This is a genomic window from Leifsonia aquatica H1aii, assembly GCF_000633535.1.
Taxonomy (GTDB): Bacteria; Actinomycetota; Actinomycetes; order Actinomycetales; family Microbacteriaceae; genus Leifsonia; species Leifsonia aquatica_A.
In genome coordinates, this window is record NZ_AYMR01000009.1 from 128,946 (window position 1) to 152,364 (window position 23,419).

Consider the following 23,419-nt stretch of genomic DNA (forward strand, 5'->3'; position numbering starts at 1 on the left):
AGGCCGCCGGCCCCACCCGGCTGCGGTCAGCTGGAGCGCAGCATCCGCTCGTAGAAGTCGATGCCGCGCAGCCAGGTGCGCACGTGGATGCGCTCGTCGCGGGCGTGGAGCGTCCCGCGCTCCTCCGTGCTCATCTCGAACGGGGTGAACCGGTAGACCGTGTCGCCGATGGCGGTGAAGTGCCGGCTGTCGCTCGCACCCAGCATGATGTACGGCGTCACGATCGCCCGCGGGTGCACCTCGGCGAGGGCGCTCGCGACGCGCTCCCACTCCGGTCCGTCGCTCGGCGACACGGGAGAGGGCTCGCTCGCGTCCACGGCCTCGATGCGCACCTGCGGGTCGTGGATGGCGCGGCGGAGGTGCTGGAGCGTGTCGGCGACGGTCGAGCCGACCGCGATCCGCACGTTCACGATCGCCTCCGCGGTCTCCGGGAGGGCGTTGGCGGCCAGGCTGCCGCGCAGCTGTGTCACCGCCGTCGTCGTCCGCACGATCGCACGGGTCTCGTCGCTCAACCGGCCGAAGACGGCCCGCAGCAGCGGTTGCAGGCGGCGGGCCCGGGTGAACACCGCGCGCAGAGGGCCGGACGCGTGGGCGCCCAAGGTCTCCACCATCCGCAGGTTCGTCTCGGTGAGCCGGGCGGGGAAGGGCTTGGCGTTCAGCCGGGTGATGGCGCGGGCGAGCCGGACCGTCGCCGTCATCGCCGGGGGGGTGGAGGCGTGGCCGCCGTGCTGCTCGACCGTGAGCCGCACCGAGGTGATGCCCTTCTCGCTCACGCCGACGACGGCGATCGGGCGGGCGACGCCCGGGAAGATGCGCTCGACGATCGCGCCGCCCTCGTCGAGCACCAGGGCCGGGCGGACGCCGCGCTCGCGCAGGGCGGCCACGATCGTCTGCGCGCCGGTGCCGACGGTCTCCTCGTCGTGGCCGAAGCTCAGGTAGACGTCCTCCCGGGGCGCGAAATCGGCGTCGAGCAGGCGTTCGGCGGCCTCGAGGATCGCCACGACCGCCCCTTTGTCGTCGAGCGTCCCGCGGTTCCAGAGCACCCGTCCGTCTCCGGTGCCGGTGATCTCGGCAGCGAACGGCGGGTGCTGCCAGCCCTCGTCGGTGGCGGGGACGACGTCGTAGTGGCCCATCAGGATCGTCGGCCGGCCGGTCGGGTGGGTGCCCGGCCAGCGGTAGAGCAGGGAGTGGCCGTGACGCTCGAGCTCGAGGGCGGCGTGGACGCGCGGGTAGAGGCTCGGGAGGGCGGCGATGAAGGCGTCGAACGCCGCCCAGTCGGTCAGCTCGACGTCGTTGCGCGACATCGTCGGGATGCGGAGCAGGGTGCGGAACCGGTCCAGGGCGGCGTCTTCGCGTGCCGCGACCGGTGCCTCGTCGATCGCGCTCATTCCCCGGCCGCCGTCCGGAAGGCGGCGAACGCGTCGTCGCCGAACAGGACGAAGCGCACGGTCTCCACCGACCCGACGCCGGAGGAGAGCACGGCGCGCACGGTGCTGATCGCGATGCGCGCGGCGTCGTCCATCGGCCAGCCGTAGACACCGGCGGACACTGCGGGGAACGCGACGGTCGTGGCGCCGAGCTCGCGTGCGACGCGGAGCGACGACCGGTAGGCGTTCTGCAGCAGCGGCGTGCGATCCTCGTCGTCCGTCCACACCGGTCCGACCGTGTGGATGACCCAGCGGGCGGGCAGGTGGCCCGCGGTGGTGGCGACCGCCTGCCCCGTGGGGAGGCCGTCGGGGAGGGTGGTCGCCCGCAGTTCGCGGCAGGCCTCGAGGATGGCGGGACCTCCGCGGCGGTGGATGGCGCCGTCGACGCCGCCCCCGCCCAGCAGCGTGCTGTTGGCCGCGTTGACGATCGCGTCCACGGCCTGGTCGGTGATGTCGCCGCGGACGATCTCGATCGGGTCCGTCATCTCATCCCCGGTTGTTCGAGAGCTCGTAGACCTTCAGCAGTTCCAGGATCGCGTCGTCGCGCTGGCTGCCTCCCTCTTCGAACATCTCCGAGACGTGGGTCTTGAGGTGGTTCTCGACCAGGAGCTTGTTGAGCGAGCCGAGCGACTTCTGGATGGCGAGCGACTGGGTGATGATGTCGACGCAGTAGTCCTCGTTCTCGATCATCTTCTCCAGGCCGCGCAATTGGCCTTCCAGGATGCGCGTGCGGTGGAGGGCACGCTTCTTGATGTCCGCGATCACCTGTCCAGGATACCCCGCATCCCATATACCCCTATGGGGTATGTGTTATCGTGGAGCCATGGAAACGACCTACGACATCCTCGGCATGACCTGCGCCCACTGCGCGCGGGCCGTCAGCGACGAACTCACCGCCCTCGACGGGGTCGAGACGGTGCACGTGGACGTCTCCGCCGGCACCGCCACGGTGGCGCACGCGCGAGCACTCGACGGCGACGCCGTCCGCGCCGCGGTGGAGGAGGCCGGCTACAGCCTCGGCCGTCCCGACCGGCTCCCTCTGCTGTGACGACCGCGACGTCGGAAGACGGACTCACGCGCGTCGATCTCGCGATCGAGGGGATGACCTGCGCCAGCTGCGTGGCGCGGGTCGAGAAGCGGCTCGGCCGCGTGGACGGGGTGACCGCCACGGTGAACCTCGCCACCGAGCGGGCGAGCGCCCTCGTTCCGGCCGGTGTCGACCCGGCGGTGCTGATCGCCGAGGTCGAGAAGGCCGGCTACGGTGCGCGGGTGCTCCGCGACGATGCGCGGGGGACGCCGGACGGTGCCGCGCCCGGCCGGGGGACCGGTGCGGCGGAGGGACGCGACGCGCGTCGACTCGTCCCGCGCGTGATCGTCAGCGCCGCCCTCAGCGTGCCGATCGTCCTGATCGCGATGGTCGAGCCGCTCCACTTCCCCGGCTGGGAGTGGGTGTCCCTCGTGCTCGCGGCGCCGGTGGTGCTCTGGGGCGGCTGGCCGTTCCACCGCTCCGCGGCCGTGAACCTGCGTCACGGCGCCACCACGATGGACACCCTCGTCTCGCTGGGCACGCTGGCCGCGTTCGCGTGGTCGCTCGCCGTGCTGCTGCGGGGGGCCGGTGGTCACGTCTATTTCGAGGTCGCTGCCGTCGTGACGACGTTCCTGCTGCTCGGACGCTTCGCGGAGGCCCGTTCCCGGCGGCGGGCCGGTCAGGCACTGCGCGACCTGGCGCAGGCCGCGGCGCGCGAGGTCTCGCTGCTCGACGCCTCGGGTGCCGAGCGCCGCCTCCCCGTCGCCCTGCTCTCGGCCGGCGACCGCTTCGTTGTGCGCCCGGGGGAGCGGATCGCCGCCGACGGACGTGTGATCGAGGGGTCCGCCGCCGTGGATGCGTCGGCCATGACCGGGGAGTCCGTGCCGATCGAGGTCGCCCCCGGCGACGAGGTCTCGGCGGGCACCATCGCCGCGGGCGGGATGCTCGTGGTGCTGGCCGACCGGGTCGGGGCCGACACGCGCGTCGCACGGATGGCCGCGCTCGTGGAGCAGGCGCAGCTCGGAAAGACGCGGGCCCAGCGGTCGGCCGACCGGGTCTCGGCCGTCTTCGTGCCGATCGTCATCGGTCTCGCGGTGGCGACGTTCGTCACCTGGTGGCTCGTCACGGGCGATGCGGCGGCTGCCGTGTCTCCGGCGGTCGCGGTGCTGATCGTGGCCTGCCCCTGCGCCCTCGGCCTGGCGACGCCGACCGCCCTCCTCGTGGGGACGGGCCGTGCCGCCCAGCGCGGCATCCTCATCTCGGGCCCGGAGGCGCTCGAGCGCGCCGGACGCATCGACACGGTGGTCTTCGACAAGACCGGCACGTTGACGGCCGGCCGGATGACCGTGGCCCGGTGCGTGGTCGTGCCCGGCGTGACGGAGGAGGAGGCGCTGCGGCTGGCCGCGGCCGCGGAGCGCGGGTCCGAGCATCCTCTGGGCCGCGCGATCGCAGAGGCGGCGCCGTCCGACGCGGTCGTGGCGGGCTTCCGCGCCGTCGCCGGTTTCGGCGTCGCCGCCGTCGTGGACGGCAGGGACGTCGTGGTCGCCCGGGCGGACGACGGCCTCCCGGAGCTCCTGGCCGGCGCCGTCGACGGGATCCGCGGAGAGGGGGCGACCGCCGTCGTGGTGTCCGCCGACGGCGAGCCGATCGCCGTCCTCGCCGTGAGCGACCCCCTGCGTCCGGATGCCGCCGACGCCGTGCGACGCGTTCGCGCTCTCGGCGCCGAACCGGTCGTGCTGAGCGGCGACCACGAGGCCACGGTGCGGGCGACCGTCGCCGGCCTCGGCGACGTACGAGCCGTCGGCGGAGTGACCCCGGAGGGCAAGGCCGCCGAGATCGTGCGGCTGCAGGCCTCCGGGCGCACCGTGGCGATGGTCGGCGACGGGGTGAACGACGCGGCCGCGCTGGCGACGGCGGATCTCGGCATCGCGATGGGGACGGGATCCGATGTCGCGATCGAGGCCGGCGACCTCACCCTGCTGCGTCCCGAGCCCGGTCTCGTGGCCGACGCCCTGCGGCTGTCGCGGCGGATGCTCGCGGTGATCCGGGGGAACCTCTTCTGGGCCTTCGCGTACAACGTGGCGGCGCTCCCCATCGCGGCCCTCGGGCTGCTCGACCCGATGATCGCCGGGGCGGCGATGGCGTTCTCGAGCGTGTTCGTCGTCCTCAACAGCCTGCGGCTGAGGAGATTCTGATCGCCGTGCGCGATGGGGATCATTAGCAGGGGGCGAACCGCGGAATCGGGATGTCGGGCGGCGCGTCGGGCCGGTCTCCCCTCAATGGGGGGTAGGGGAGGACATACTGGGTGGTCTATCCTCAACGCAGGGGTTGAGAATTATTCGTTTTGCAGGAAAGGCCCGACTTTGCTGAAGAACCTCAGCCCGCTGCTGTCCGGTGCGCTCTTGAGCGCTCTGGATTCGATGAACGACGGCGAGACGCTTACCCTCGTCGGCAGCGGCTACCCAGAAAATGCCATCAACACGCCCATCGTCCACCTCGAGGACGACACCACCACCGAGGACGCCGCCCAAGCGATCCTCAGTGTGTTCCCGCTCGACACCACCCACCCGTCACCGATCGCCTTCCTCGACCTGGCAGGCGAGCCGTACGACGTCCCCGACGTCGCCTTCGCCGTGAACGGCATCGCCTCCGATGCCGAACTCCGCCGCGTGCCGATGGAGCGTCTCGGTCTCGAGGACTTCCTCGAGCAAGCCGCCCGCTCCGCCGTCGTCGTGCGCGTCGGCTCCGACGCCCCGCCGTGCGCCTTCCTGTTCCGCAGGGGAGCGCTCTGACGGGCACGCCTGCCCTCAGCGGCGCCCGCACTCCGAGGAGGTCTCGTCTCGGACGCGGGTGCCGCTAGGGTGGTGGGGATGTCCACCTCCCGCACTCCGCAGCCGCCCGCCGTCAGCCGGGCGGCTCTGGCCCCCGGCATCATCGCGGCGATCGTGCTCCTGGCCGGTCTCGCCCTGATCGGCGGCGGCTGGTACCTCTACGTGCAATATGCGGTCGCCATCCTGGCGCTGATCATGTGCGTCTTCGCCGGTCAGGCCAAGCAGTGGTGGTGGCTGGTCGGACTCGTGCCGATCGCCGTGGTCTGGAACCCGGTGTGGCCGCTCACGATCGACGACACCCTGCTGCGCTCGCTGCACGTCATCGCGTCCGTGTTCCTGGTGTGCGCGGCGATCCTGATCAAGATCCCGGCCGACACTCGTCGCTGAACGGTCGCGAATCCGGTAAAATGGAGCTGCGCGGCGATCCGTCTGCCGCGCTGCCGGCGTGAACGACGCCCGGGCGGGGCCACTCGGTCCTTCGACCGGAGGTCGCGTCGGCCCTCACGCCAACGGCACCGTGTCTCGGAAATCGCGCGGCGCACCTTCATGGAGGACCATGTCTCGTTCCGGTCAGCGCACCAGCCCGTCGCGCCCTCAGCAGCGCCGGAGCCGGCACGCCAACAATGACGGGCTGATCCCGGTCCTCGCTCGCAAGGTGCGCGAGGTCGAGGCCAAGGCCGTCGACGGCAAGAAGCTCGGGCCGACGAACCGCACCAAGTTCCAGGTGATCGCGTTCCTCATGCGCGAGGAGCGGGCCCGGGCCAAGTCCGACCCCGAACTCAGCGACGCGGCGCGCGCGGAGCAGCTAAAGCGGCTCGACGGGATCGCGACCATCCTGGCCAAGACCGCCGCCCGGGACACCTCGCTGATCTCCCTGCTGGAGAGCGAGGCGCCGCCGACCGCGACCGCCCAGAAGATGCGCCGCGACTGGCTGCTGGAGTCGGGCACCGAGCTCAGCCCGGACGATCTCATCATCACCGTGGAGCGTCCCGTCGCCAAGATCGACAGCGTCATCCCGCCGGAGCTGGCCGAGAAGCAGGTCGTGCCGCAGTCGGTCAAGGCCCGTCAGCTGTCCAACCCCTTCCTCGCCCCCGACCTCTCCCGGCTCACGCCCGCGCAGCCGACGCCGCGCCGGCGGCTCGACTCCTGGGAGCTGCTCGGCCCCCTGTTCAAGTCGTTCGAGTACGGCTCGGGCGGCCAGGCGGCGAGCATGGAGCTCCCGCCGGCCCCGGCGATCGACCGCTACTCGCCTCCCGGCCTGGAGCTGATGCACCACCAGGCCCGCTTCGTGGAGAGCGTCCGCCAGGGGCACCGGACCTTCCTCCTCGCCGACGAGCCCGGTCTCGGCAAGACGGCGCAGTCGCTGCTGGCCGCGTCCGTCGCGGGCGCCTATCCGCTGCTCGCCGTCGTCCCCAACGTCGTGAAGATGAACTGGGCGCGCGAGGTCGAGCGCTGGACCCCGCAGCGCCGCGCCACGGTCATCCACGGCGACGGCGAAGGTCTGGACGCCTTCGCCGACGTCGTCATCGTGAACTACGAGGTCCTCGACCGGCACCTCTCCTGGCTGAGCACGCTCGGCTTCAAGGGCATGGTCGTCGACGAGGCGCACTTCATCAAGAACCTGCACTCGCAGCGCTCGCGGCTCGTCCTCGGGCTGGCGGAGGCGATCCGCTCCAACACACCCGACCCGCTGCTGCTCGCCCTCACCGGAACGCCCCTGATCAATGACATCGACGACTTCCGGGCGATCTGGCAGCTGCTCGGCTGGATCGACGGCAACAAGCCGACCGCCGAGCTGATGGAGAGCCTGGAGGCGACCGGCCTCACCCCGGCGGAGTTCGGCTTCTACGCCGCCGCGCGGGAGGCCGTCATCGACCTCGGCATCGTGCGCCGCCGCAAACTCGACGTCGCAGCCGACCTGCCCAGCCGCCGTGTCGTCGACCTGCCGGTCGAGCTCGACGGCGACCTCGGCCGCTCCATCCGCCAGGCGGAGAAGGAGCTCGCCGACCGCCTGGTCGCCCGCTTCCAGCGGGCCGCCGCGGCCGGTCGGCCGGACACGTTCGACGGCGACGACGAGGCGCACCGCGCCCACCTCATCCGGCTGGTCGCCCAGTCGGAGCTCGAGGAGTCGAAGTCGGCCAAGACCGGTGACAACGTCTTCACGATGGTCCGCAAGATCGGCCAGGCCAAGGCTGGCCTCGCCGCCGACTACACCGCGCAGCTCGCCCGCTCGGTCGGCAAGGTCGTCTTCTTCGCCAAGCACATCGACGTGATGGACCAGGCGGAGGAGGCGTTCGCGGCCCGCGAGCTGAAGACCATCTCCATCCGCGGCGACCAGAGTGCGCTCGCCCGGCAGAAGGAGATCGACGCCTTCAACAACGACCCGGACGTCTCGGTCGCGGTCTGCTCGCTCACCGCGGCAGGTGTGGGCCTCAACCTCCAGGCGGCGTCGAACGTCGTGCTGGCCGAGCTGTCCTGGACCGCGGCGGAGCAGACCCAGGCCATCGACCGCGTGCACCGCATCGGTCAGGAGGAGCCGGTCACCGCGTGGCGCATCATCGCCGCGCAGACCATCGACTCCAAGATCGCCGAGCTCATCGACGCCAAGCAGGGTCTCGCCGCGCGCGCGCTCGACGGCAGTGACGTCGAGGTCGGCTCGTCCGACTCGGTCCAGCTGGACGCGCTCATCCACCTCCTCACGGAGGCGCTGGGCTGACCCGCGCGACATTCGTGCCGAATGTCGCGAAACGCGTGCGCTTTCGCGACATTCGGCACGAATGCGCGAGCGGTTCAGGCGATCTCGGCGTCGTCCGGGTCGATGGTGACCGGCCGGTCGTCGTCCGGCAGGATGCGGTCGTCCGCGTCGTCATCCTCGATCGGCGCGTCGTCGGCGTCGTGCAGCACGGGTTCGGGCTCGTAGTCGCCCTCCTGTGACTCCCGGAACTCGTCCAGGTCGTCGTCGCGCCGGTCGCTCATGACACCGAGGGTACCGCCGTCGCCGTCCCCGGTCGAGGGGTTCTCAGCCCACGAGGGAGAACACGAAGAAGGCTCCCCGTTCGTCGTGGACGATGCGCGCCGCCCCCTGGAAGGCGGCGAAGTCGTCGGTTCCCGTCCCGGGGACGATGTAGCCGAACGCCGAGGGGTCGTCGGGATGCTGCAGGGCGCCGTGGTGGACCGTGAACGACCCTCTCCTCCCGTCCGCCAGCGTGCCGACCACCCGCTCGGCGGCGAGGTACCCGCGCCCGCCCTCCTCCGTTCCCGAGGAGACGAAGTGGGCGACGGACTCGCCGATCAGCCCCTCGGTGTAGCGCTTGCGCATGATGACGGCGCCCACCCAGTCGCCGTCGAGACCGGCCAAGGGTTCCGGGTCCCACCCGGTGACCTCGAATCGGGCGGTGATCGTCTCGGTGGTGTCCATGGTCCGAGACTAGGCACTCCGCGCTCCCGCGCTCTTGTGATTTCGCGACACGGCCGATGTGGACTAAACAAGGGCTATGGAGCACCAGAGCCAGATCGAGATCGAGCGCAAGTACGACGTCGTCGCCGATACCCTGCCGCCCGACCTCGTCGGTGTGGGGGCGATCGCCGTCGGTGCCGATCCCGAGACGGCCGAGCTGGTGGCGACCTACTACGACACCGCCGAGCTCCTGCTCGCCCGCAACCGGATGGCCGTCCGCGCGCGACGCGGGGGAGCGGACGAAGGCTGGCACGTCAAGCTCGCCCCGGGCGAGGAGGGCCGCGTGGAGCTGCACTGGCCGCTCGGGGACGGCGAACGCGAGCCGCAGTCGCTCCGCGACGCGGTCGGCGAGGCTCTCGGGGCTCCGCTGGGCGCCGAGCCGCTGGTCCCCATCGCCCGCATCGTGAACACCCGGGTGACGACGGTGCTGCGGGACGCCGCCGGCTTCGAGCTCGCCGAGCTCTGCGACGATCACGTCCGCGGCGAGAACCTGCGCACGGGCGGACGCGACGAGTGGCGGGAGTGGGAGGTCGAGCTGCTCAGCGGCGCTCCGGACAAGCGCTCCGGCCGAACCGCCCTGCTCGACGGCATCGAGGAACGGCTGATCGAGGCGGGGGCTCGGCCGTCGGCGAGCGGCTCCAAGCTGCAGCACGTGCTCGGACTCTGATCCCGGCTGCGGCCGCTGGGAGCGGCCGGAGGTGGACGGAGCGGTCCACCTGCATGCCATACCCCACCGACGGCGCGACGTCCAGTGCGCTTTTGTGCTGCGGCGGGAGGTCGGGCATGATTCCTAGGGGCGTTACAGAAACGGCGAGAGACGGAGCACCATGAAGATCGGCATCCTCACCAGCGGCGGCGACTGCCCCGGACTGAATGCGGTCATCCGCGGTGCGGTCCTGAAGGGCGACCGCGTGCACGGCTCCGAGTTCGCCGGCTTCCGCTACGGCTGGCGCGGCGTCGTGGACGGCGACATCATGCCGCTGGACCGGCACAGCGTGCGCGGGCTCTCCCGTCAGGGCGGGACCATCCTCGGCTCCAGCCGCACCAATCCGTTCGAGGGCGAGCACGGCGGCCCGGAGAACATCCAGCGGATGATGGACGAGAACGGCATCGACGCGATCATCGCGATCGGCGGCGAGGGCACCCTCACCGCCGCCCGCCGTCTCACCGACGCCGGGCTGAAGATCGTCGGCGTCCCGAAGACCATCGACAACGACCTCGCCGCCACGGACTACTCGTTCGGCTTCGACACCGCCGTCGAGATCGCGACCGAGGCGATCGACCGCCTGCGCACCACCGCCGAGTCGCACCAGCGCTGCATGGTGGTGGAGGTCATGGGCCGGCACGTCGGCTGGATCGCCCTGCACTCGGGCATGGCCGGCGGCGCGCACGCCATCCTCATCCCCGAGCGGCCGCAGTCGATCGAGCAGGTCGTGGAGTGGGTCGAGTCGGTGCGCGACCGCGGTCGTGCCCCGGTGCTGGTCGTCTCCGAGGGCTTCCACCTGGACACGATGGAGGAGGCCCACTCGCACAAGGGCCTGGACGCCTTCAACCGGCCGCGTCTCGGCGGCATCGGCGAGATGCTCGCCCCGATGATCGAGGAGCGCACCGGAATCGAATCGCGTGCGACGGTGCTGGGCCACATGCAGCGCGGCGGCGTCCCGAGCGCCTACGACCGCGTGCTCGCCACGCGGCTCGGCATGGCTGCGGTCGACGCGGTCTACGAGGGCCGCTGGGGCTCCATGGTGTCGCTGCGCGGAACCGACGTCGTCAACGTGTCGATCGCCGACGCGACCGGCGGCCTCAAGACGGTGCCGGACGCACGTTACGAAGAGGCCGCCCTGCTCTTCGGCTGAGCGCGCCGGCCGCGCCGGGCCGACCGGCGCGGCCCTGATCCGCGTTCCCGCTCCCGCGGCTCTATGGACGCGCAGGCGGCGGGGCTAGGCTCCCTCCTACGAGAGTGAAGGGATGCCGTATGCCCAGATTCGTCCAGTTCGAGGAGTTCGGCTCGCGCGACTTCCTGCAGATGGTGGACCGCGAACGGCCCTGGCCGGGGCCCGGTCAGCTGCTCGTGCGGGTGATGGCGGCAGGGTTGAACCCGATGGACTACAAGGCCTACCGGGACGAGCGGTCGGCCGGACGGATGGGCGTGACGCTCCCGAGCGGCATCGGTCAGGACCTCGCGGGCTACGTCGAGGAGGTCGGCGAGGGCGTGACCCGCTTCGCGGCCGGCGACGCGGTGCTGGGCACCGCGCCGTTCGCGGCGATCGCCGATTTCGCCGTGGTCGCGGAGGACGGCCAGGTGGTCGCCAAACCCGAACCGCTGACCTTCGAGGTCGCCGGCGCGCTGGGCGTCGTCGGGCGCACCGCGATGGCGAGCACCGCCTCCCTCGGCCTCGGCGAGCACGACACCGTGCTGGTCAGCGCCGCTGCGGGTGGTGTCGGCGTGCTGGCGGCCCAGCTCGCGGTGCGGGCGGGAGCGACGGTGGTCGGGACGGCGGGGGAGGAGAACCACGACTTCCTCGAGACGCTGGGCGTCATCCCGGTGGCCTACGGCGACGGCCTGGTGGAGCGGGTGCGGGACCTGCTCGACGGCGAACCGGTCACGGCGGCCCTCGACAACCACGGTGGCGGGACGATCGAGGCGGCGCTGGAGCTGGGCGTCCCGGTCGAGCGCATCAACTCGATCGCCGCGTTCGGGCCGGAGGCGCACGGCGCCCGCAACGTCGGCGGCCACGCGGCGGGCAACGACGAGCTGGCCGAGCTCGCCGGCCTGCTGGCGGAGAACGAGCTGATCCTGCCCATCGACTCCATCTATCCGATCGAGCGCACCGCGGAGGCGTACGGCCGGCTGGAGGCCGGGCACCTGCGCGGCAAGATCGTCGTCGTGACGGATTAGGGCCGGCGATGATCGACGACGACACGGCCCGGCTGCTGCGCCAGGCGGGGCTGCGCTGGCAGCCCCAGTCCGGCGACACGTTCGCCATCGACCGCCCGGGGATGACCGGTGAGCGGTTCACAGTCAGCGAGATGACGATCGAGCCGCACCACTTCGAGACCGGGACGATCCTCGGCTTCAACGGGACGACCGAGTGGGCGCTGGACTCGCTGGCGGTGGAGGACGCCCTCTGGATCCCGCGCGAGGACCAGTTGCGTGAACTGCTTGGCCGGTCGTTCCGGCACCTCGCCCGCACGCTGGACGGCTACCGGGTGACCATCGTGCTCCGCGGTGCCGACCGGCTGTTCGAGCACGACGAACCCGCGACGGCGTACGCGCAGGCGCTGCTCGCGTTGATCGGCGCCTCGGCGGACTGAGGAAGGCCGGGGGTCAGCCGTCCGCGCGGCGGGCGGCGCGCTCGGCGTCGCGAGCCTTGACGCGCGCGTTCTCGGCTCGCACGGCGGCGTGCGTCTCGCGCTCGGCGACGAGCCACGACGGCGGGTCGGCCAGCAGTGCCTTGATCTCGGCCGTGGTGAGGGCCTCGTCGACACCGCCGCGGGCGAGCCCGGAGTTCGAGACGCCGAGCTTGCGCGCGACCTCGTCGCGCGGGTGCGGACCGTCCGCGCGCAGCGTCCGCAGCCACTCCGGCGGCTCGGCGGTGAGCGCATCGAACTCGGTGCGGCTGATCTCGCGATCGCGGAACTCGGCCGGCGCGGCGGGCAGGTAGATGCCGAGCTTCTTGGCGGCGGTGGCCGCCTTCATGGTCTGGGGTCGCTTCTCGGCACTCATGGGTTCCAGGGTACCGTTCGGTACGCTCGGGGGATGACCTCCCGATTCGCCCTGACCTTCCCGCGGGGCGTCGCCGTCGGCAAATGGACGCGCGAGTTCGAGCGCCGGCACCCGGCCGTCGACCTCGTCGTCGCCCCGAGTGCCGACCCGTCGGCGGTGCTGACGGCGGGAGACGCCGACATGGCGTTCGTCCGGGACGCCGAGCCGGGCGACGCGCGGCACCTCATCCCGCTCTACGCGGAGGACGTCGTGCTGGTGATGCATCACGAGCACCTGCTGACGCTGGAGAAGAAGCTGCACCGGGCCGATCTGGTGGATGAGCCCCGGGTCGAGGGGGAGCCGTCGGAGACCGCGATGCGCCGGATCGCCGAGGGGGAGGGAATCGCCCTCTGGCCGGCATCGGTCGCCAAGTCCCTGCGCCGCAAGGACGTCGTCGCGGTGCGGCTGGAGGACGGCGACCAGAGCAGCATCGCGCTGACCTGGCCGCGCGACGGGCAGCATCCCCTCGTCGACGAGTTCATCGGGATCGTGCGCGGACGCACCGCCCACAGTTCCCGCAACCCCGAGGTCGCGGCGGAGCAGGCGGCGGCGGGGGCGGCGTCGAAGCGGACCGGTGCCAAGCAGGCCGGTGCCAAGCAGGCCGGTGGCAAGCAGACCGGTGCCAAGCAGACCGGTGCCACGCAGCGGGGCCGCGGTGGCGCCCCGGCGTCGCGTTCCGGCCGGGGCCGCAAGCGCCGCTGATCGCCGTCGCGCGCGCATCGTCGGGCAGAATGGCGGCATGGCAGCCAGTGTCGGCCGCGAGGCCCAGTCCGAGATCTACCGCGCCGGTGTGAGCGGGATCCGGCCCCGCATCCCCGTGGGCGGCGCCGCGCTGGAGCGGGCGGCGCAGCGCCGGATGTCCCGGGCGGCGTTCGCCTACGTCGCCGGCTCGGCAGGAGCCGAACGCACGGCGCGAGCGAACCTCGAGGCGTTCCGGGCGCGGCGGATCGTGCCGCGCGTGCTGCGCGACGTGGCCGAACGCGATCTCGGCATCGAGCTCTTCGGGGTGCGCCGCCCCACCCCGCTCCTGCTGGCCCCGATCGGGGTGCTGGAGCTCGCGCGGCGCGGGGGCGACGCGCTCGCGGCCCGGGCGGCGGCCTCCCTCGGTGTCCCCGCGCTGCTCTCCACCCAGGCCTCGGCGCCGATGGAGGAGGTCGCTGCCGCGATGGACGCGGTGCACCCCGGGGCGGCACGCTGGTTCCAGCTCTATTGGAGCTCGTCGCGCGAGCTCGTCGTGAGCCTCGTCGACCGCGCCGAGCGCAGCGGGTGCGAGGCCATCGTGGTCACCCTGGACACGCACCTGCTCGGCTGGCGACCGCGGGACCTCGACCTCGGCTTCCTGCCGTTCAGCCGCGGCCTCGGGATCGCGCAGTACACCAGCGACCCGGTCTTCCGGCGCCTGGTCGCCGAGCGGGTCGCGTCCGGCGGCGAGCGGGCGCGCACCCGCGTGACGCCGGCCGCAGTCGCCTCCTTCGCGAGCATCCTCCACCACCATCCCGGCGGCCTCCGCCGCAACCTGGGCTCGCCAGAGCCGCTGGCCGCCGTGGAGACGTTCCTGGACGTGTTCGCCGACCCGTCCCTGACCTGGGACGACCTCGCCTTCCTGCGCGAGCACACCCGGCTCCCGATCGTCCTGAAGGGCGTGCTGCACCCGGACGACGTACGCCGCGCGGTCGACGCCGGGGTGGATGCGGTGCAGGTGTCGAACCACGGCGGGCGGCAGCTCGACGGGGAGGTCGCCGCTCTCGACGCTCTCGCCGGCGTGGTGGCCGCCGTCGACGGGCGCCTGCCGATCCTGTTCGACAGCGGGGTGCGCGGAGGCGCCGATGCGGTGATCGCACTGGCCCTCGGGGCGCGCGCCGTCGCCGTCGGCCGTCCGTACGTCTACGCGCTGGCGCTGGCGGGGGAGGAGGGCGTCCGCGAGCTGCTGCGCAACGTCATCGCCGAGCTCGACATCACGCTCGGCCTGGCCGGTGTGCGCCGGGTCGACGACCTGGACCCGTCGATCCTCACCGGCTGACCTCCCGTCGACGGATCCTCAGCGTCAGGGGGCGGCCGGCGCCTCGCCGGCCTTGCGGGCCGCCTGAGCCAGCACCTGCGGCCCGGTCACGAGGGCGCGCTTCCACGGTGCGACGCCGTCGATCTCGACCTGGAGCGAGAAGCTGAGGATCGTCCGGATGAGCACGATGATGCCCAGCACGATCGCGTCGGTCAGGGTCGGGCTGGAGGTCACCGTCTTGACCAGGTCGGCCGCGACCAGGATCTCGAGCCCGAGCAGGATGACGCCGCCGAACGTCTCGCGCAGGGTGCGGAAAGCGACCGTGCCGCTCCGGCTGCGACGCCAGGCGAGGAGGGAGATCACCAGCGCCACCACGAAGCCGAGCGCCATCGCCACCACGCCGACGAACTCGAAGGCGACGCCGATGGCTTCGAAGAACGCGTGTCCGTCCATGCCGTCATGGTGGCACAGCGGCCGGGCCGATCAGGAGACGTGCACGGCCGGTCGGCGTTTCACGTCCTTCTCGGCCTCGCGCAGCACCTCACGCGTCACCGGGGCGACCTCGCCCACGCCGGTGATCAGGAAGCGGAACATGTTCGAGATCGGGTTGCCCTCGGTCCACTCGAAGTAGATGGTCGGCACGACGCCCGAGATGTCGCGGATCTCCAGCAGCACCGCGGCGATCGTGTTCGGGACGTTGCCGCTCTTCACCTGCAGCACCCGGTAGCCGTGCTTCACCACCCCGTGGACGACCAGGTCCTCCTCGAAGTCGGAGGAGTCGGAGGGCAGCACCTCGATGAAGATGGTCCGGGCGCGCTGCGGGATGTGGCTGAACTTGCGTTCGTCCTTGTTCTTCTCCGCGTACTCCTTCGTCGTGTCGACGTCGGGCTCGTGGGAGATGATCCGGATCTCCCCCTCCTCGGCGTCCTCCAGAACGAAGTCGAGAGCGGTGACGTCGAGCGTCACCGAGGTGGCCCGCAGCTCGAACGAGCGGCCCACGCGGGACACGATGGACACGACCAGGATGCCCAGGATGAACAGCAGCGCGATCCGCAGACCGTCGGGCCGTTCGATGACGTTGACGATGGTGGTGTAGACGAAGATCGCCGTGATGATGCCGAAGAGCACGAACCGGCGCGGCTGCTTCTTGCGCCGCGCGGAGAGCGCCACGGCGAGCGATGCGGAGGTGATCAGCACGAGGACGCCGGTCGCGTAGGCGCCGCCCTGGGCGTCGACGTTGGCCTGGAAGACCAGGGTGATCAGGAAGGCGATCGCCGTGAAGACGAGGACGAGCGGCCGCACGGCCCGTGCCCACTGGGGCGCCATCCCGTAGCGCGGCAGGTAGCGCGGCACGAGGTTGAGCAGCCCGGCCATCGCCGAGGCCCCGGCGAACCAGAGGATGAGGATCGTGCTGAGGTCGTAGACCGTCCCGAACACGTTGCCCAGGTACTCGTGGGCGAGGTAGGCGAGGGCGCGCCCGTTCGCCGAGCCGCCGGGCTGGAACTCCTTCTGCGGGATGAGCAGCGTCGTCGTGAAGCTGGAGGTGATGAGGAAGACGCTCATGATGAGCGCGGCCGTGGTCAGCAGGCGATGGGCACCGCGGATGCGGCCGACCGGGTAGGCGGGGTCGTCGTCGGGGCGGCCCTTGATCTGCGGCATGACCGCGACTCCGGTCTCGAACCCGGAGAGGCCCAGCGCGAGCTTGGGGAAGACGAGCAGCGCGACGCCCACGACCAGGAACGGGTTGCCGTTCTGGCGGAACAGCATGCCCCACCAGTCGTCGATCGCGGTGGGGTGCTGGAACACCTCGACGATGGAGGTCGCGACAACGATCACATTGAGCGCCAGGTAGATCGCCACCAGCACGACCGCGATGCCGATGGCCTCCCGGAAACCGCGGAGGAAGACCGCGCCGAGCAGCACGAGGAGCACCAGGGTGATGATCACGTTCTGCCCGTGGAACCAGTCGGGGGCGAATGGGTTCTCGATGGCGTGGGCGGTCGCGTCCGCCGCCGACAGCGTGATGGTGATCATGAAGTCGGTCGCGGCGAAGCCGAGCAGCACCAGGACGAACAGCTTCCCGGCCCACCAGGGCAGCAGGCGCTCCAGCATCGCGATCGATCCGGAGCCGCGGAAGCTCTCGCGGGCCACCCGGCGGTAGACGGGGAGCGCGCCGAGCAGCGTCAGCGCGACGAGCACGAGGGTGGCGAAGGGCGAGATCAGCCCCGCGGCGAGGGCCGCGATGGCCGGCTGGTAGCCGAGCGTGGAGAAGTAGTCCACGCCGGTGAGGCACATGACCTGCCACCACGAGTGGGTGCGCTCGGGGTTGCGCCCGTGCGGGCCCTGCTGCGTGCCGCGCTCGTCGACCAGCCCCGAGAGCAGCCAGTGCCGGAACCGGCCGGTCTTCGTGCGCGCGACCCCGGCGGCCTGCGCCTGACCGGGGACAGGGACGGGCGCCGGTGCGCCGTCCGCCGGTGTGCTCGACATCGTCGCTCCTCGTGCTGGGCCTACGCCCTCACACTAGTTCGCTCACCAGGCCGACGCGCGGTAGTCCTTGAGGAACACACCGTAGACATCCTCGCCGGCCTCGCCGCGCACGATCGGGTCGTACACGCGGGCGGCGCCGTCGACCAGGTCGAGCGGGGCGTGGAAGCCCTCCTCCGCGAGCCGCACCTTCGTGTAATGCGGGCGCTCGTCGGTGATCCAGCCGGTGTCGACGCTGGTCATCAGGATGGTGTCCGTCTCGAACAGCTCGCCGGCGCTCGTGCGGGTGAGCATATTGAGAGCGGCCTTCGCCATGTTGGTGTGCGGGTGGCCGGGGCCCTTGTAGCGGCGGCCGAACACCCCCTCCATCGCGGAGACGTTGACGATGTAGGCCCGGCCCGCCTCGACGGCGGCCATGGACGGGCGCAAGCGGTCGATGAGGATGAACGGCGCGGTGGTGTTGCAGAGCTGCACCTCCAGCAGCTCCAGCGGGTCCACGTCGCCGATGGCCTGGGTCCAGCTGTTGACGGTCTTCACGTCGGGTACGAGGCCGCCCGCGTCGATGGCGGTGCCGTCGGCGTGCTTGGCCAGCGACGACGAGCCGGGCGCCATGGCGAGCGCCGCGAGGTCGTCCGCCGTGAGCGCGCCCGGCCCGGCCAGCTGGGCCACCGTTCCAGCGATGGTGGCGCTCGACAGCAGCGGGTGTGCCGCCACCGACGCCTCCAGCGCCTGCGGGTGCGGGTCCGCCGTGTGGCCGAAGGTCTCCATCTCGGGCAGCGGCCCGTCGGGCAGCGGCTGCGACTCGGCCTCGGCCAGCAGCGAGTAGGAGCCGGGGGAGCGGCGCACGGTCTGGGCGGCGTTGTTGATGAGGATGTCGAGGGGGCCCTGCGCGGCGACCGAGTCCGCCAGCGCGATCACCTGCGACGGGTCGCGCAGGTCGATCCCGACGACGCGGAGGCGGTGCAGCCACTCGGCGGAGTCGGGCAGCTGCGAGAAGCGCCGCACGGCGTCGCGCGGGAACCGCGTGGTGATGGTCAGGTGCGCGCCGTCGCGCAGCAGCCGCAGGGCGATGTGCATGCCGATCTTGGCGCGGCCGCCCGTGAGCAGGGCGCGCTTGCCGCGCAGGTCCGTGCGGGCGTTGCGCTTGGCGTGGCTGAACGCGGCGCAGGACGGGCAGAGCTGGTGGTAGAACCAGTCCACCTCCGTGTAGTCCTGCTTGCAGATGTAGCAGGCGCGCGCCTTGAGCAGGGTGCCGGCCGTGGTGGAGGCCGTCGTGCCCGAGGTCAGCTCGCGCCCGCGGGTCTCGTCGTCGATCCGGTCGGGCGCACCGGTCGCCGTGGCGGCGACGACCGCACGGTCCGCCTCGGCGACGGCGTCGCGCAGCTCGCGCCGCCTGGCCTGCTTGACCGCCTTGAACATGTGCCCGGTCGCCTGGCGCACGGCGATGAAGTCGGGGTGCTCGCGGTCGAACTCGTGGAGGCTGCCGAGAACGCGCAGCGTGATCTCCAGCTCGGCCGGGTCGACGCCGGCGGCAGGGGAGTCGGAGGGAGGGGTCGTGGATGGCACCGCAGAATTCTACGGCAGCCCCGCTGCACAGTCCCTGGCCGGGTGGGAGCCGGAATGCTAGGGTGACGAAAAGGGGGTGCACCATGAGCGTGCCGATGCAGGAGAGCGTTCTGATGCGACAGCTGGAGCAGGCGCGACGACGCCGCTCACGGGTGGCGCTGCTGGTCGTGGGGGCGATCGTGGCCGGTGTCGGAGCGTGGCTGGCCGGGCCGTACGGAGTCGTCCTCGTCGTGGCGGGGCAACCGCTCGGATGGGCGCTCGCCGCGCTCGGTCTCGTGCTGCTGGCCGCGTGCGTCGTGGCGATCGTGGCCGCCGCCCGGTCCCGGGCCGTGCCCGCAAGCCTCCCGGGCAAGGCCAACCCCACGTTCGACGAGCCGCTACCGTCGAAGAACCCGAACGGCGGCTACTCCATGTCGGGCTCGTATCTGGGGTCCCACTAGCGGCATCCGGGGCTCCGGGAGACGCCTCCGGCATGGGAGGCTTGAGGCATCATGACGTCTCCTGCACCCGCCCGGCTCCGTGTCGACGACATCCCCGGCCACACCGGTCCGGGCACCGCGAGCGAGGACGCCGTCTACGAGACGTTCGTCGCCTGGGCGGAGGCGGGAGGGATCTCCCTCTACCCGGCCCAGGACGAGTCGGTGATCGAGATCGTCGCCGGCGCCAACCTCATCCTGAGCACGCCGACGGGCACCGGCAAGTCCCTCGTGGCCGTGGGGGCGCACTTCGCCGCGCTGGCGCGCGGGGAACGCAGCTACTACACCGCGCCGATCAAGGCCCTCGTCTCCGAGAAGTTCTTCGCACTGGTCGACATCTTCGGCGCCGAGAACGTCGGCATGATGACCGGCGACTCCGCCGTCAACGCCGACGCGCCGATCATCTGCTGCACTGCCGAGATCCTCGCCAACCTCGCATTGCGCCACGGCGAGGACACCCCGGTCGGCCAGGTCGTGATGGACGAGTTCCACTTCTACGCCGACCCGGATCGCGGCTGGGCCTGGCAGGTGCCGCTGCTGACCCTCCCGCACGCCCAGTTCGTGCTCATGTCGGCCACCCTCGGCGATGTGACGGCGCTCGCCGCGGACCTCACGCGCCGCACCGGCCGCGAGACCGCGACGGTCACCGGCGTCGAGCGCCCGGTGCCGCTGCACTACTTCTATGAGCTGTCACCCATCCACGAGACGATCGACGATCTGCTGCACACCGGGCAGGCGCCGATCTACGTGGTGCACTTCTCGCAGCTCGCCGCCCTCGAGCGCGCGCAGTCGCTCTCCAGCGCGAAGATCGCCGACCGGGAGCAGCGCGACCGCATCGCCGAGCTGATCGGCGACTTCCGCTTCACCACCGCGTTCGGCAAGACGCTCTCTCGTCTGCTGCGCCAGGGGATCGGCGTGCACCACGCAGGGATGCTGCCCAAGTACCGACGCCTGGTCGAGCAGCTCGCCCAGCGCGGACTGCTCCGCGTGATCTGCGGGACGGACACCCTCGGCGTCGGCATCAACGTCCCCATCCGCACGGTGCTGCTCACCGCGCTCACCAAGTTCGACGGCAACCGGATGCGCCAGCTGAACGCGCGCGAGTTCCATCAGATCGCCGGTCGTGCCGGGCGGGCGGGATACGACACCGCCGGGACGGTCGTGGCGCAGGCTCCCGAGCACGAGAGCGAGAACCTCAAGGCGATCGAGAAGGCGGGCGACGACCCGAAGAAGCGACGCAAGATCGTCCGAAAGAAGGCGCCGGAGGGCTTCGTCTCCTGGGGTGAGCCGTCGTTCCGCAAACTGATCGAGGCGGAGCCGGAGACCCTCACCTCGTCCATGCAGATCACCAGCGCCATGCTGATCAACGTGATCGGGCGCGGGGGAGACGTCTACGGGCACGTGCGCGCACTCGTCTTCGACAACCACGAGCCGTGGCGGCGGCAGCTCGCCCTCGCGCGCCGTGCCATCGAGCTGTACCGGTCCCTGCTCACGGCCGGTGTCATCGAGAACGTGGCCGGGGAGATCCGGCTCACCGTGGACCTCCAGCCCAACTTCGCGCTCAACCAGCCGCTGTCACCGTTCGCGCTCGCCGCGTTCGAGCTCTTCGACGCCGAGTCGCCGCAGTTCGCGCTCGACATCGTCTCCGTCGTCGAGTCGACCCTCGACGACCCCCGCCCGGTGATCTCCGCCCAGCAGTTCCAGGCCCGCGGCGAAGCCGTCGCGGCCATGAAGGCGGACGGCGTCGAGTACGACGAACGCATGGCCGCCCTCGAGGAGGTCACGCACCCGAAACCGCACGACGAGCTGCTGCACGAGGCGTTCGCGACCTACGCGTCGAGTCAGCCCTGGGTGGCGGACTTCGAGCTGCGCCCGAAGGCGGTCGTGCGCGACCTCTACGAGCGGGCGATGACCTTCGGCGAGTTCATCGCCTTCTACAAGCTCGCCCGCTCCGAAGGCGTCGTGCTGCGCTACCTGTCCGACGCCTACCGCGCGCTCGGGCAGACGGTCCCGCTCGACCTGCGCACCGAGGATCTCCGCGACATCATCGAGTGGCTCGGCGAGCTCGTCCGGCAGGTCGACTCCAGCCTCCTCGACGAGTGGGAGGAGCTGGTCCACCCCGACGCCGAGCGTCACGCCGCCGAGTCGACCGAGCTCGCCCCTCCCGCGCCGCGCAACGTCACCACCAACCGCCGCGCCTTCTTCGTGCTGGTGCGCAACGAGCTGTTCCGCCGGGTGCAGCTGGCGGCGCTCGACCGCGTCCCCGAGCTGGGGGTGCTGGAGGCGGAAGCGGCGGCGCTCGCCGAGTCCGCCGTTCCGTCGTTCGGCGAGCAGCAGTGGGATGCGGCCCTGGAGGACTACTACGCCGAGCACGACGAGATCCTCACGGATGCCGCCGCGCGCTCGGCGTCGATGATCGTCGTGGACGAATCCCCGGCCGCGGCGGAGGGCGTCTGGCGGGTGCGGCAGATCCTGTCCGACCCGGCAGGCGACCACGATTGGGCCATCAACGCCGACATCCTGCTGGAGGCGTCGGCGCGTGCCGGGGTGGCGGTCGTCCGGGTGACGGGCGTGGCGCGCCTGTAGCGATTTTGACGGCGACCCGCCGCCGTGTGAGTATCTACACGGTCGCTTGAGTGCGCGCCAGGTCACTTGCATGAACTCCCGATGAATGGTTGTGTCGGGACGGACTGTGCTCCCCACGCGAGAAAGAAACCGGTGGACCTCACCCTCATCATCGTGCTGGTCATCGCGCTGGCCCTGTTCTTCGACTTCACGAACGGTTTCCACGACACCGCGAACGCGATGGCGACGCCCATCGCGACCGGTGCCATGAAGCCGAAGGTGGCCGTGGCATTGGCCGCCATCCTCAACCTGATCGGCGCGTTCCTGTCCACCGAGGTGGCGAAGACCGTGTCGGGCGGCATCATCCGGGAGGGCTCGGGCGGGGTCCAGATCACGCCGGAGCTGATCTTCGCCGGCCTGGTCGGCGCGATCGTCTGGAACATGGTCACCTGGCTGTTCGGCCTGCCCTCCTCCTCGAGCCACGCCCTCTTCGGCGGCCTGATCGGCGCCGCCATCGTCGGGGCCGGGATCGGGGCGGTCGACTTCGTCGTCGTGCTCGACAAGGTCATCCTCCCCGCCCTCATCGCCCCGGTCACCGCCGGGGTCGTGGCCTACTCGGCCACCAAGCTGGCGTACTGGATCACGCGCCGCTACGACGGCCGGCCCGACGGTCGTGGCGGGTTCCGGTACGGCCAGATCTTCTCGTCCTCCCTCGTCGCCTTGGCGCACGGCACCAACGACGCCCAGAAGACGATGGGCGTCATCACGCTGACGCTCATCGCCGCCGGCCTGCAGACGGCGGGGTCCGGCCCCGAGCTGTGGGTCGTCATCTCCTGCGCGCTGGCCATCGCGATCGGTACCTACTCGGGCGGCTGGCGCATCATCCGCACGCTCGGCCGCGGCCTCACCGAGGTCAAGCCCGCCCAGGGGTTCGCCGCCGAGACCAGCACGGCGGCGACCATCCTCGCCTCGAGCCACCTCGGTTTCGCCCTCTCGACCACGCAGGTCGCCTCCGGCTCCGTGATCGGCTCGGGCCTCGGCCGCCGCGGATCGTCGGTGCGCTGGGGGACCGCCGGGCGCATCGCCATCGGCTGGCTGCTCACCCTGCCGTCGGCGGCCGTCGTCGGCGCCGTCGCGGCTCTGATCGCGGGGCTCGGTCCGGTGGGCATCCTCATCGACACCGTGCTCGGCGTCGGCGTCGTCGCCCTCATCTTCTGGCTGTCGCGTCGCAACCAGGTGCACAGCGCCAACGCGGTCGAGCCCGCCCCGGTGCAGGGGCAGAGCGAGGTCGCCGCCTCCGGCCGCGCCGTCAAGATCAAGAAAGTCAAGCCGCTCAAGAAGGAGCGCGCGCGCAAGGAGTCCGCATGAACGGCATCGACTGGGTCGCCTTCCTCATCGTCTTCGCGGCGGCCATCATCGGGGCGTGCGTCGTCGTGAGCCTGTACGCTCTCGGCACGCGCCTGCTCGCCGTCGCCGGCCGCGCGCTGGTCGTCGAGCCGGTGGAGTTCACCGACGCGATCACGGTGATCACTCCCGAGGAGGCCGCGAAGGCCCAGCGCAAGGCCGCCAAGGCGCGGAAGAAGAACCCGCTCACCGACGGCCAGAAGCGGCTCGCCCTCACCGGTGCCTACGCCTGCTTCGTGCTCACCGGCTGCGCCGTCCTCTACGGCCTCTACCTGATCATCCCCTTCTTCCACGCCTGACCCGCCCCCGTGCCCGTGCGCGCCACTGCGCGCCCGCGCGCTTCGCGAGGGGTGAGTCGTTGCGGGTATTTCGGGCTTTTACCCGCAACTACTCACCTTTCGCGGGATCCCGCGGGGC

24 protein-coding genes are annotated in these 23,419 nt (G+C 71.5%); 15 read left to right on the forward strand and 9 right to left on the reverse strand.

The window, feature by feature from the left end; genetic code table 11:
- Positions 1-26: 26 nt before the first annotated feature.
- Genes U870_RS0108985 through U870_RS0108995 form a run of 3 tightly spaced genes read right to left on the reverse strand, consistent with a single transcriptional unit; the run spans position 27 to position 2,192 of the window.
- Positions 27-1,388, reverse strand: a complete 1,362-nt coding sequence (locus tag U870_RS0108985; RefSeq protein WP_025157069.1) for a M20/M25/M40 family metallo-hydrolase — start codon at positions 1,386-1,388, stop codon at positions 27-29.
- Positions 1,385-1,912 (reverse strand): O-acetyl-ADP-ribose deacetylase, encoded by a 528-nt coding sequence (locus U870_RS0108990; protein WP_025157070.1) that lies wholly within the window; start codon positions 1,910-1,912, stop codon positions 1,385-1,387. Before U870_RS0108990 ends, U870_RS0108985 begins: the two co-directional genes overlap by 4 nt.
- A gap of 1 nt (position 1,913) precedes the next feature.
- Positions 1,914-2,192, reverse strand: coding sequence for a metal-sensitive transcriptional regulator (locus U870_RS0108995; RefSeq protein ID WP_025157071.1), 279 nt, complete (start codon positions 2,190-2,192; stop codon positions 1,914-1,916).
- A gap of 58 nt (positions 2,193-2,250) precedes the next feature.
- Here U870_RS0108995 and U870_RS0109000 point away from each other — a divergent pair, with 58 nt between their 5' ends.
- From U870_RS0109000 to U870_RS0109020, 5 genes are all read left to right on the forward strand, one after another.
- Positions 2,251-2,475: a heavy-metal-associated domain-containing protein gene (locus U870_RS0109000; protein ID WP_025157072.1), complete on the forward strand. Its 225-nt coding sequence runs from the start codon at positions 2,251-2,253 to the stop codon at positions 2,473-2,475.
- Positions 2,476-2,528: 53 nt separating this feature from the next.
- Positions 2,529-4,649, forward strand: coding sequence for a heavy metal translocating P-type ATPase (locus U870_RS0109005; protein WP_081815265.1), 2,121 nt, complete (start codon positions 2,529-2,531; stop codon positions 4,647-4,649).
- A 168-nt stretch (positions 4,650-4,817) separates the two neighbouring features.
- Positions 4,818-5,246: an RbsD/FucU domain-containing protein gene (locus U870_RS0109010; protein ID WP_025157074.1), complete on the forward strand. Its 429-nt coding sequence runs from the start codon at positions 4,818-4,820 to the stop codon at positions 5,244-5,246.
- 78 nt (positions 5,247-5,324) lie between these two features.
- The gene (locus tag U870_RS0109015) at positions 5,325-5,672 is read left to right on the forward strand and encodes a DUF6804 family protein (protein ID WP_025157075.1); all 348 of its coding nucleotides are present in this window, start codon (positions 5,325-5,327) and stop codon (positions 5,670-5,672) included.
- Between the two features lie 169 nt (positions 5,673-5,841).
- Entirely contained in the window at positions 5,842-8,001 is a 2,160-nt protein-coding gene (locus U870_RS0109020; RefSeq protein ID WP_025157076.1) for a DEAD/DEAH box helicase, read from the forward strand.
- A 74-nt stretch (positions 8,002-8,075) separates the two neighbouring features.
- Here the strand turns inward: U870_RS0109020 and U870_RS0109025 are convergent, their stop codons facing one another.
- A complete protein-coding gene (locus U870_RS0109025) occupies positions 8,076-8,261 on the reverse strand; it encodes a hypothetical protein (RefSeq protein WP_025157077.1) in 186 nt (61 codons plus the stop codon).
- 43 nt (positions 8,262-8,304) lie between these two features.
- Complete coding sequence (locus tag U870_RS0109030; protein WP_025157078.1) at positions 8,305-8,703, reverse strand: DUF3224 domain-containing protein; 399 nt, start codon at positions 8,701-8,703, stop codon at positions 8,305-8,307.
- 76 nt (positions 8,704-8,779) lie between these two features.
- Between U870_RS0109030 and U870_RS0109035 the strand changes: the two genes are divergently transcribed.
- From U870_RS0109035 to U870_RS0109050, 4 genes are all read left to right on the forward strand, one after another.
- Positions 8,780-9,409: a CYTH domain-containing protein gene (locus U870_RS0109035; RefSeq protein ID WP_025157079.1), complete on the forward strand. Its 630-nt coding sequence runs from the start codon at positions 8,780-8,782 to the stop codon at positions 9,407-9,409.
- A gap of 160 nt (positions 9,410-9,569) precedes the next feature.
- The gene (locus U870_RS0109040) at positions 9,570-10,598 is read left to right on the forward strand and encodes a 6-phosphofructokinase (RefSeq protein ID WP_025157080.1); all 1,029 of its coding nucleotides are present in this window, start codon (positions 9,570-9,572) and stop codon (positions 10,596-10,598) included.
- Between the two features lie 119 nt (positions 10,599-10,717).
- The gene (locus U870_RS0109045; RefSeq protein ID WP_025157081.1) at positions 10,718-11,641 is read left to right on the forward strand and encodes an NADP-dependent oxidoreductase; all 924 of its coding nucleotides are present in this window, start codon (positions 10,718-10,720) and stop codon (positions 11,639-11,641) included.
- A gap of 8 nt (positions 11,642-11,649) precedes the next feature.
- A complete protein-coding gene (locus U870_RS0109050) occupies positions 11,650-12,057 on the forward strand; it encodes a hypothetical protein (protein WP_025157082.1) in 408 nt (135 codons plus the stop codon).
- A gap of 13 nt (positions 12,058-12,070) precedes the next feature.
- Here U870_RS0109050 and U870_RS0109055 read toward each other — a convergent pair whose 3' ends face one another.
- Positions 12,071-12,469 (reverse strand): DUF5997 family protein, encoded by a 399-nt coding sequence (locus tag U870_RS0109055; protein WP_025157083.1) that lies wholly within the window; start codon positions 12,467-12,469, stop codon positions 12,071-12,073.
- Positions 12,470-12,502: 33 nt separating this feature from the next.
- Between U870_RS0109055 and U870_RS0109060 the strand changes: the two genes are divergently transcribed.
- Both U870_RS0109060 and U870_RS0109065 read left to right on the forward strand, forming a co-directional pair.
- Positions 12,503-13,210: a LysR substrate-binding domain-containing protein gene (locus U870_RS0109060; RefSeq protein WP_025157084.1), complete on the forward strand. Its 708-nt coding sequence runs from the start codon at positions 12,503-12,505 to the stop codon at positions 13,208-13,210.
- 37 nt (positions 13,211-13,247) lie between these two features.
- Positions 13,248-14,528 carry an alpha-hydroxy-acid oxidizing protein gene (locus U870_RS0109065; RefSeq protein ID WP_025157085.1) on the forward strand — a complete coding sequence of 427 codons (1,281 nt, stop codon included), beginning with the start codon at positions 13,248-13,250 and terminating at the stop codon, positions 14,526-14,528.
- Between the two features lie 24 nt (positions 14,529-14,552).
- Here the strand turns inward: U870_RS0109065 and U870_RS0109070 are convergent, their stop codons facing one another.
- The 3 genes from U870_RS0109070 to U870_RS0109080 are packed head-to-tail and all read right to left on the reverse strand — an operon-like array spanning position 14,553 to position 18,557.
- On the reverse strand, positions 14,553-14,960 hold the full coding sequence (locus U870_RS0109070) for a DUF1622 domain-containing protein (RefSeq protein ID WP_025157086.1): 408 nt from the start codon (positions 14,958-14,960) through the stop codon (positions 14,553-14,555).
- Positions 14,961-14,990: 30 nt separating this feature from the next.
- Positions 14,991-16,994 carry an amino acid transporter gene (locus U870_RS0109075; protein WP_025157087.1) on the reverse strand — a complete coding sequence of 668 codons (2,004 nt, stop codon included), beginning with the start codon at positions 16,992-16,994 and terminating at the stop codon, positions 14,991-14,993.
- A 42-nt stretch (positions 16,995-17,036) separates the two neighbouring features.
- Positions 17,037-18,557: an SDR family NAD(P)-dependent oxidoreductase gene (locus U870_RS0109080; protein WP_029947415.1), complete on the reverse strand. Its 1,521-nt coding sequence runs from the start codon at positions 18,555-18,557 to the stop codon at positions 17,037-17,039.
- A gap of 83 nt (positions 18,558-18,640) precedes the next feature.
- Here U870_RS0109080 and U870_RS0109085 point away from each other — a divergent pair, with 83 nt between their 5' ends.
- The 4 genes from U870_RS0109085 (at position 18,641) to U870_RS0109100 (ending at position 23,301) form a co-directional block, all read left to right on the forward strand.
- The gene (locus tag U870_RS0109085; RefSeq protein ID WP_025157088.1) at positions 18,641-18,997 is read left to right on the forward strand and encodes a hypothetical protein; all 357 of its coding nucleotides are present in this window, start codon (positions 18,641-18,643) and stop codon (positions 18,995-18,997) included.
- A gap of 51 nt (positions 18,998-19,048) precedes the next feature.
- The gene (locus tag U870_RS0109090; protein WP_025157089.1) at positions 19,049-21,619 is read left to right on the forward strand and encodes a DEAD/DEAH box helicase; all 2,571 of its coding nucleotides are present in this window, start codon (positions 19,049-19,051) and stop codon (positions 21,617-21,619) included.
- A gap of 132 nt (positions 21,620-21,751) precedes the next feature.
- Complete coding sequence (locus U870_RS0109095; protein WP_025157090.1) at positions 21,752-22,966, forward strand: inorganic phosphate transporter; 1,215 nt, start codon at positions 21,752-21,754, stop codon at positions 22,964-22,966.
- The gene (locus U870_RS0109100) at positions 22,963-23,301 is read left to right on the forward strand and encodes a hypothetical protein (RefSeq protein ID WP_025157091.1); all 339 of its coding nucleotides are present in this window, start codon (positions 22,963-22,965) and stop codon (positions 23,299-23,301) included. The genes U870_RS0109095 and U870_RS0109100 overlap by 4 nt, the downstream gene beginning before the upstream one ends.
- The last annotated feature ends 118 nt before the right edge of the window (positions 23,302-23,419 follow it).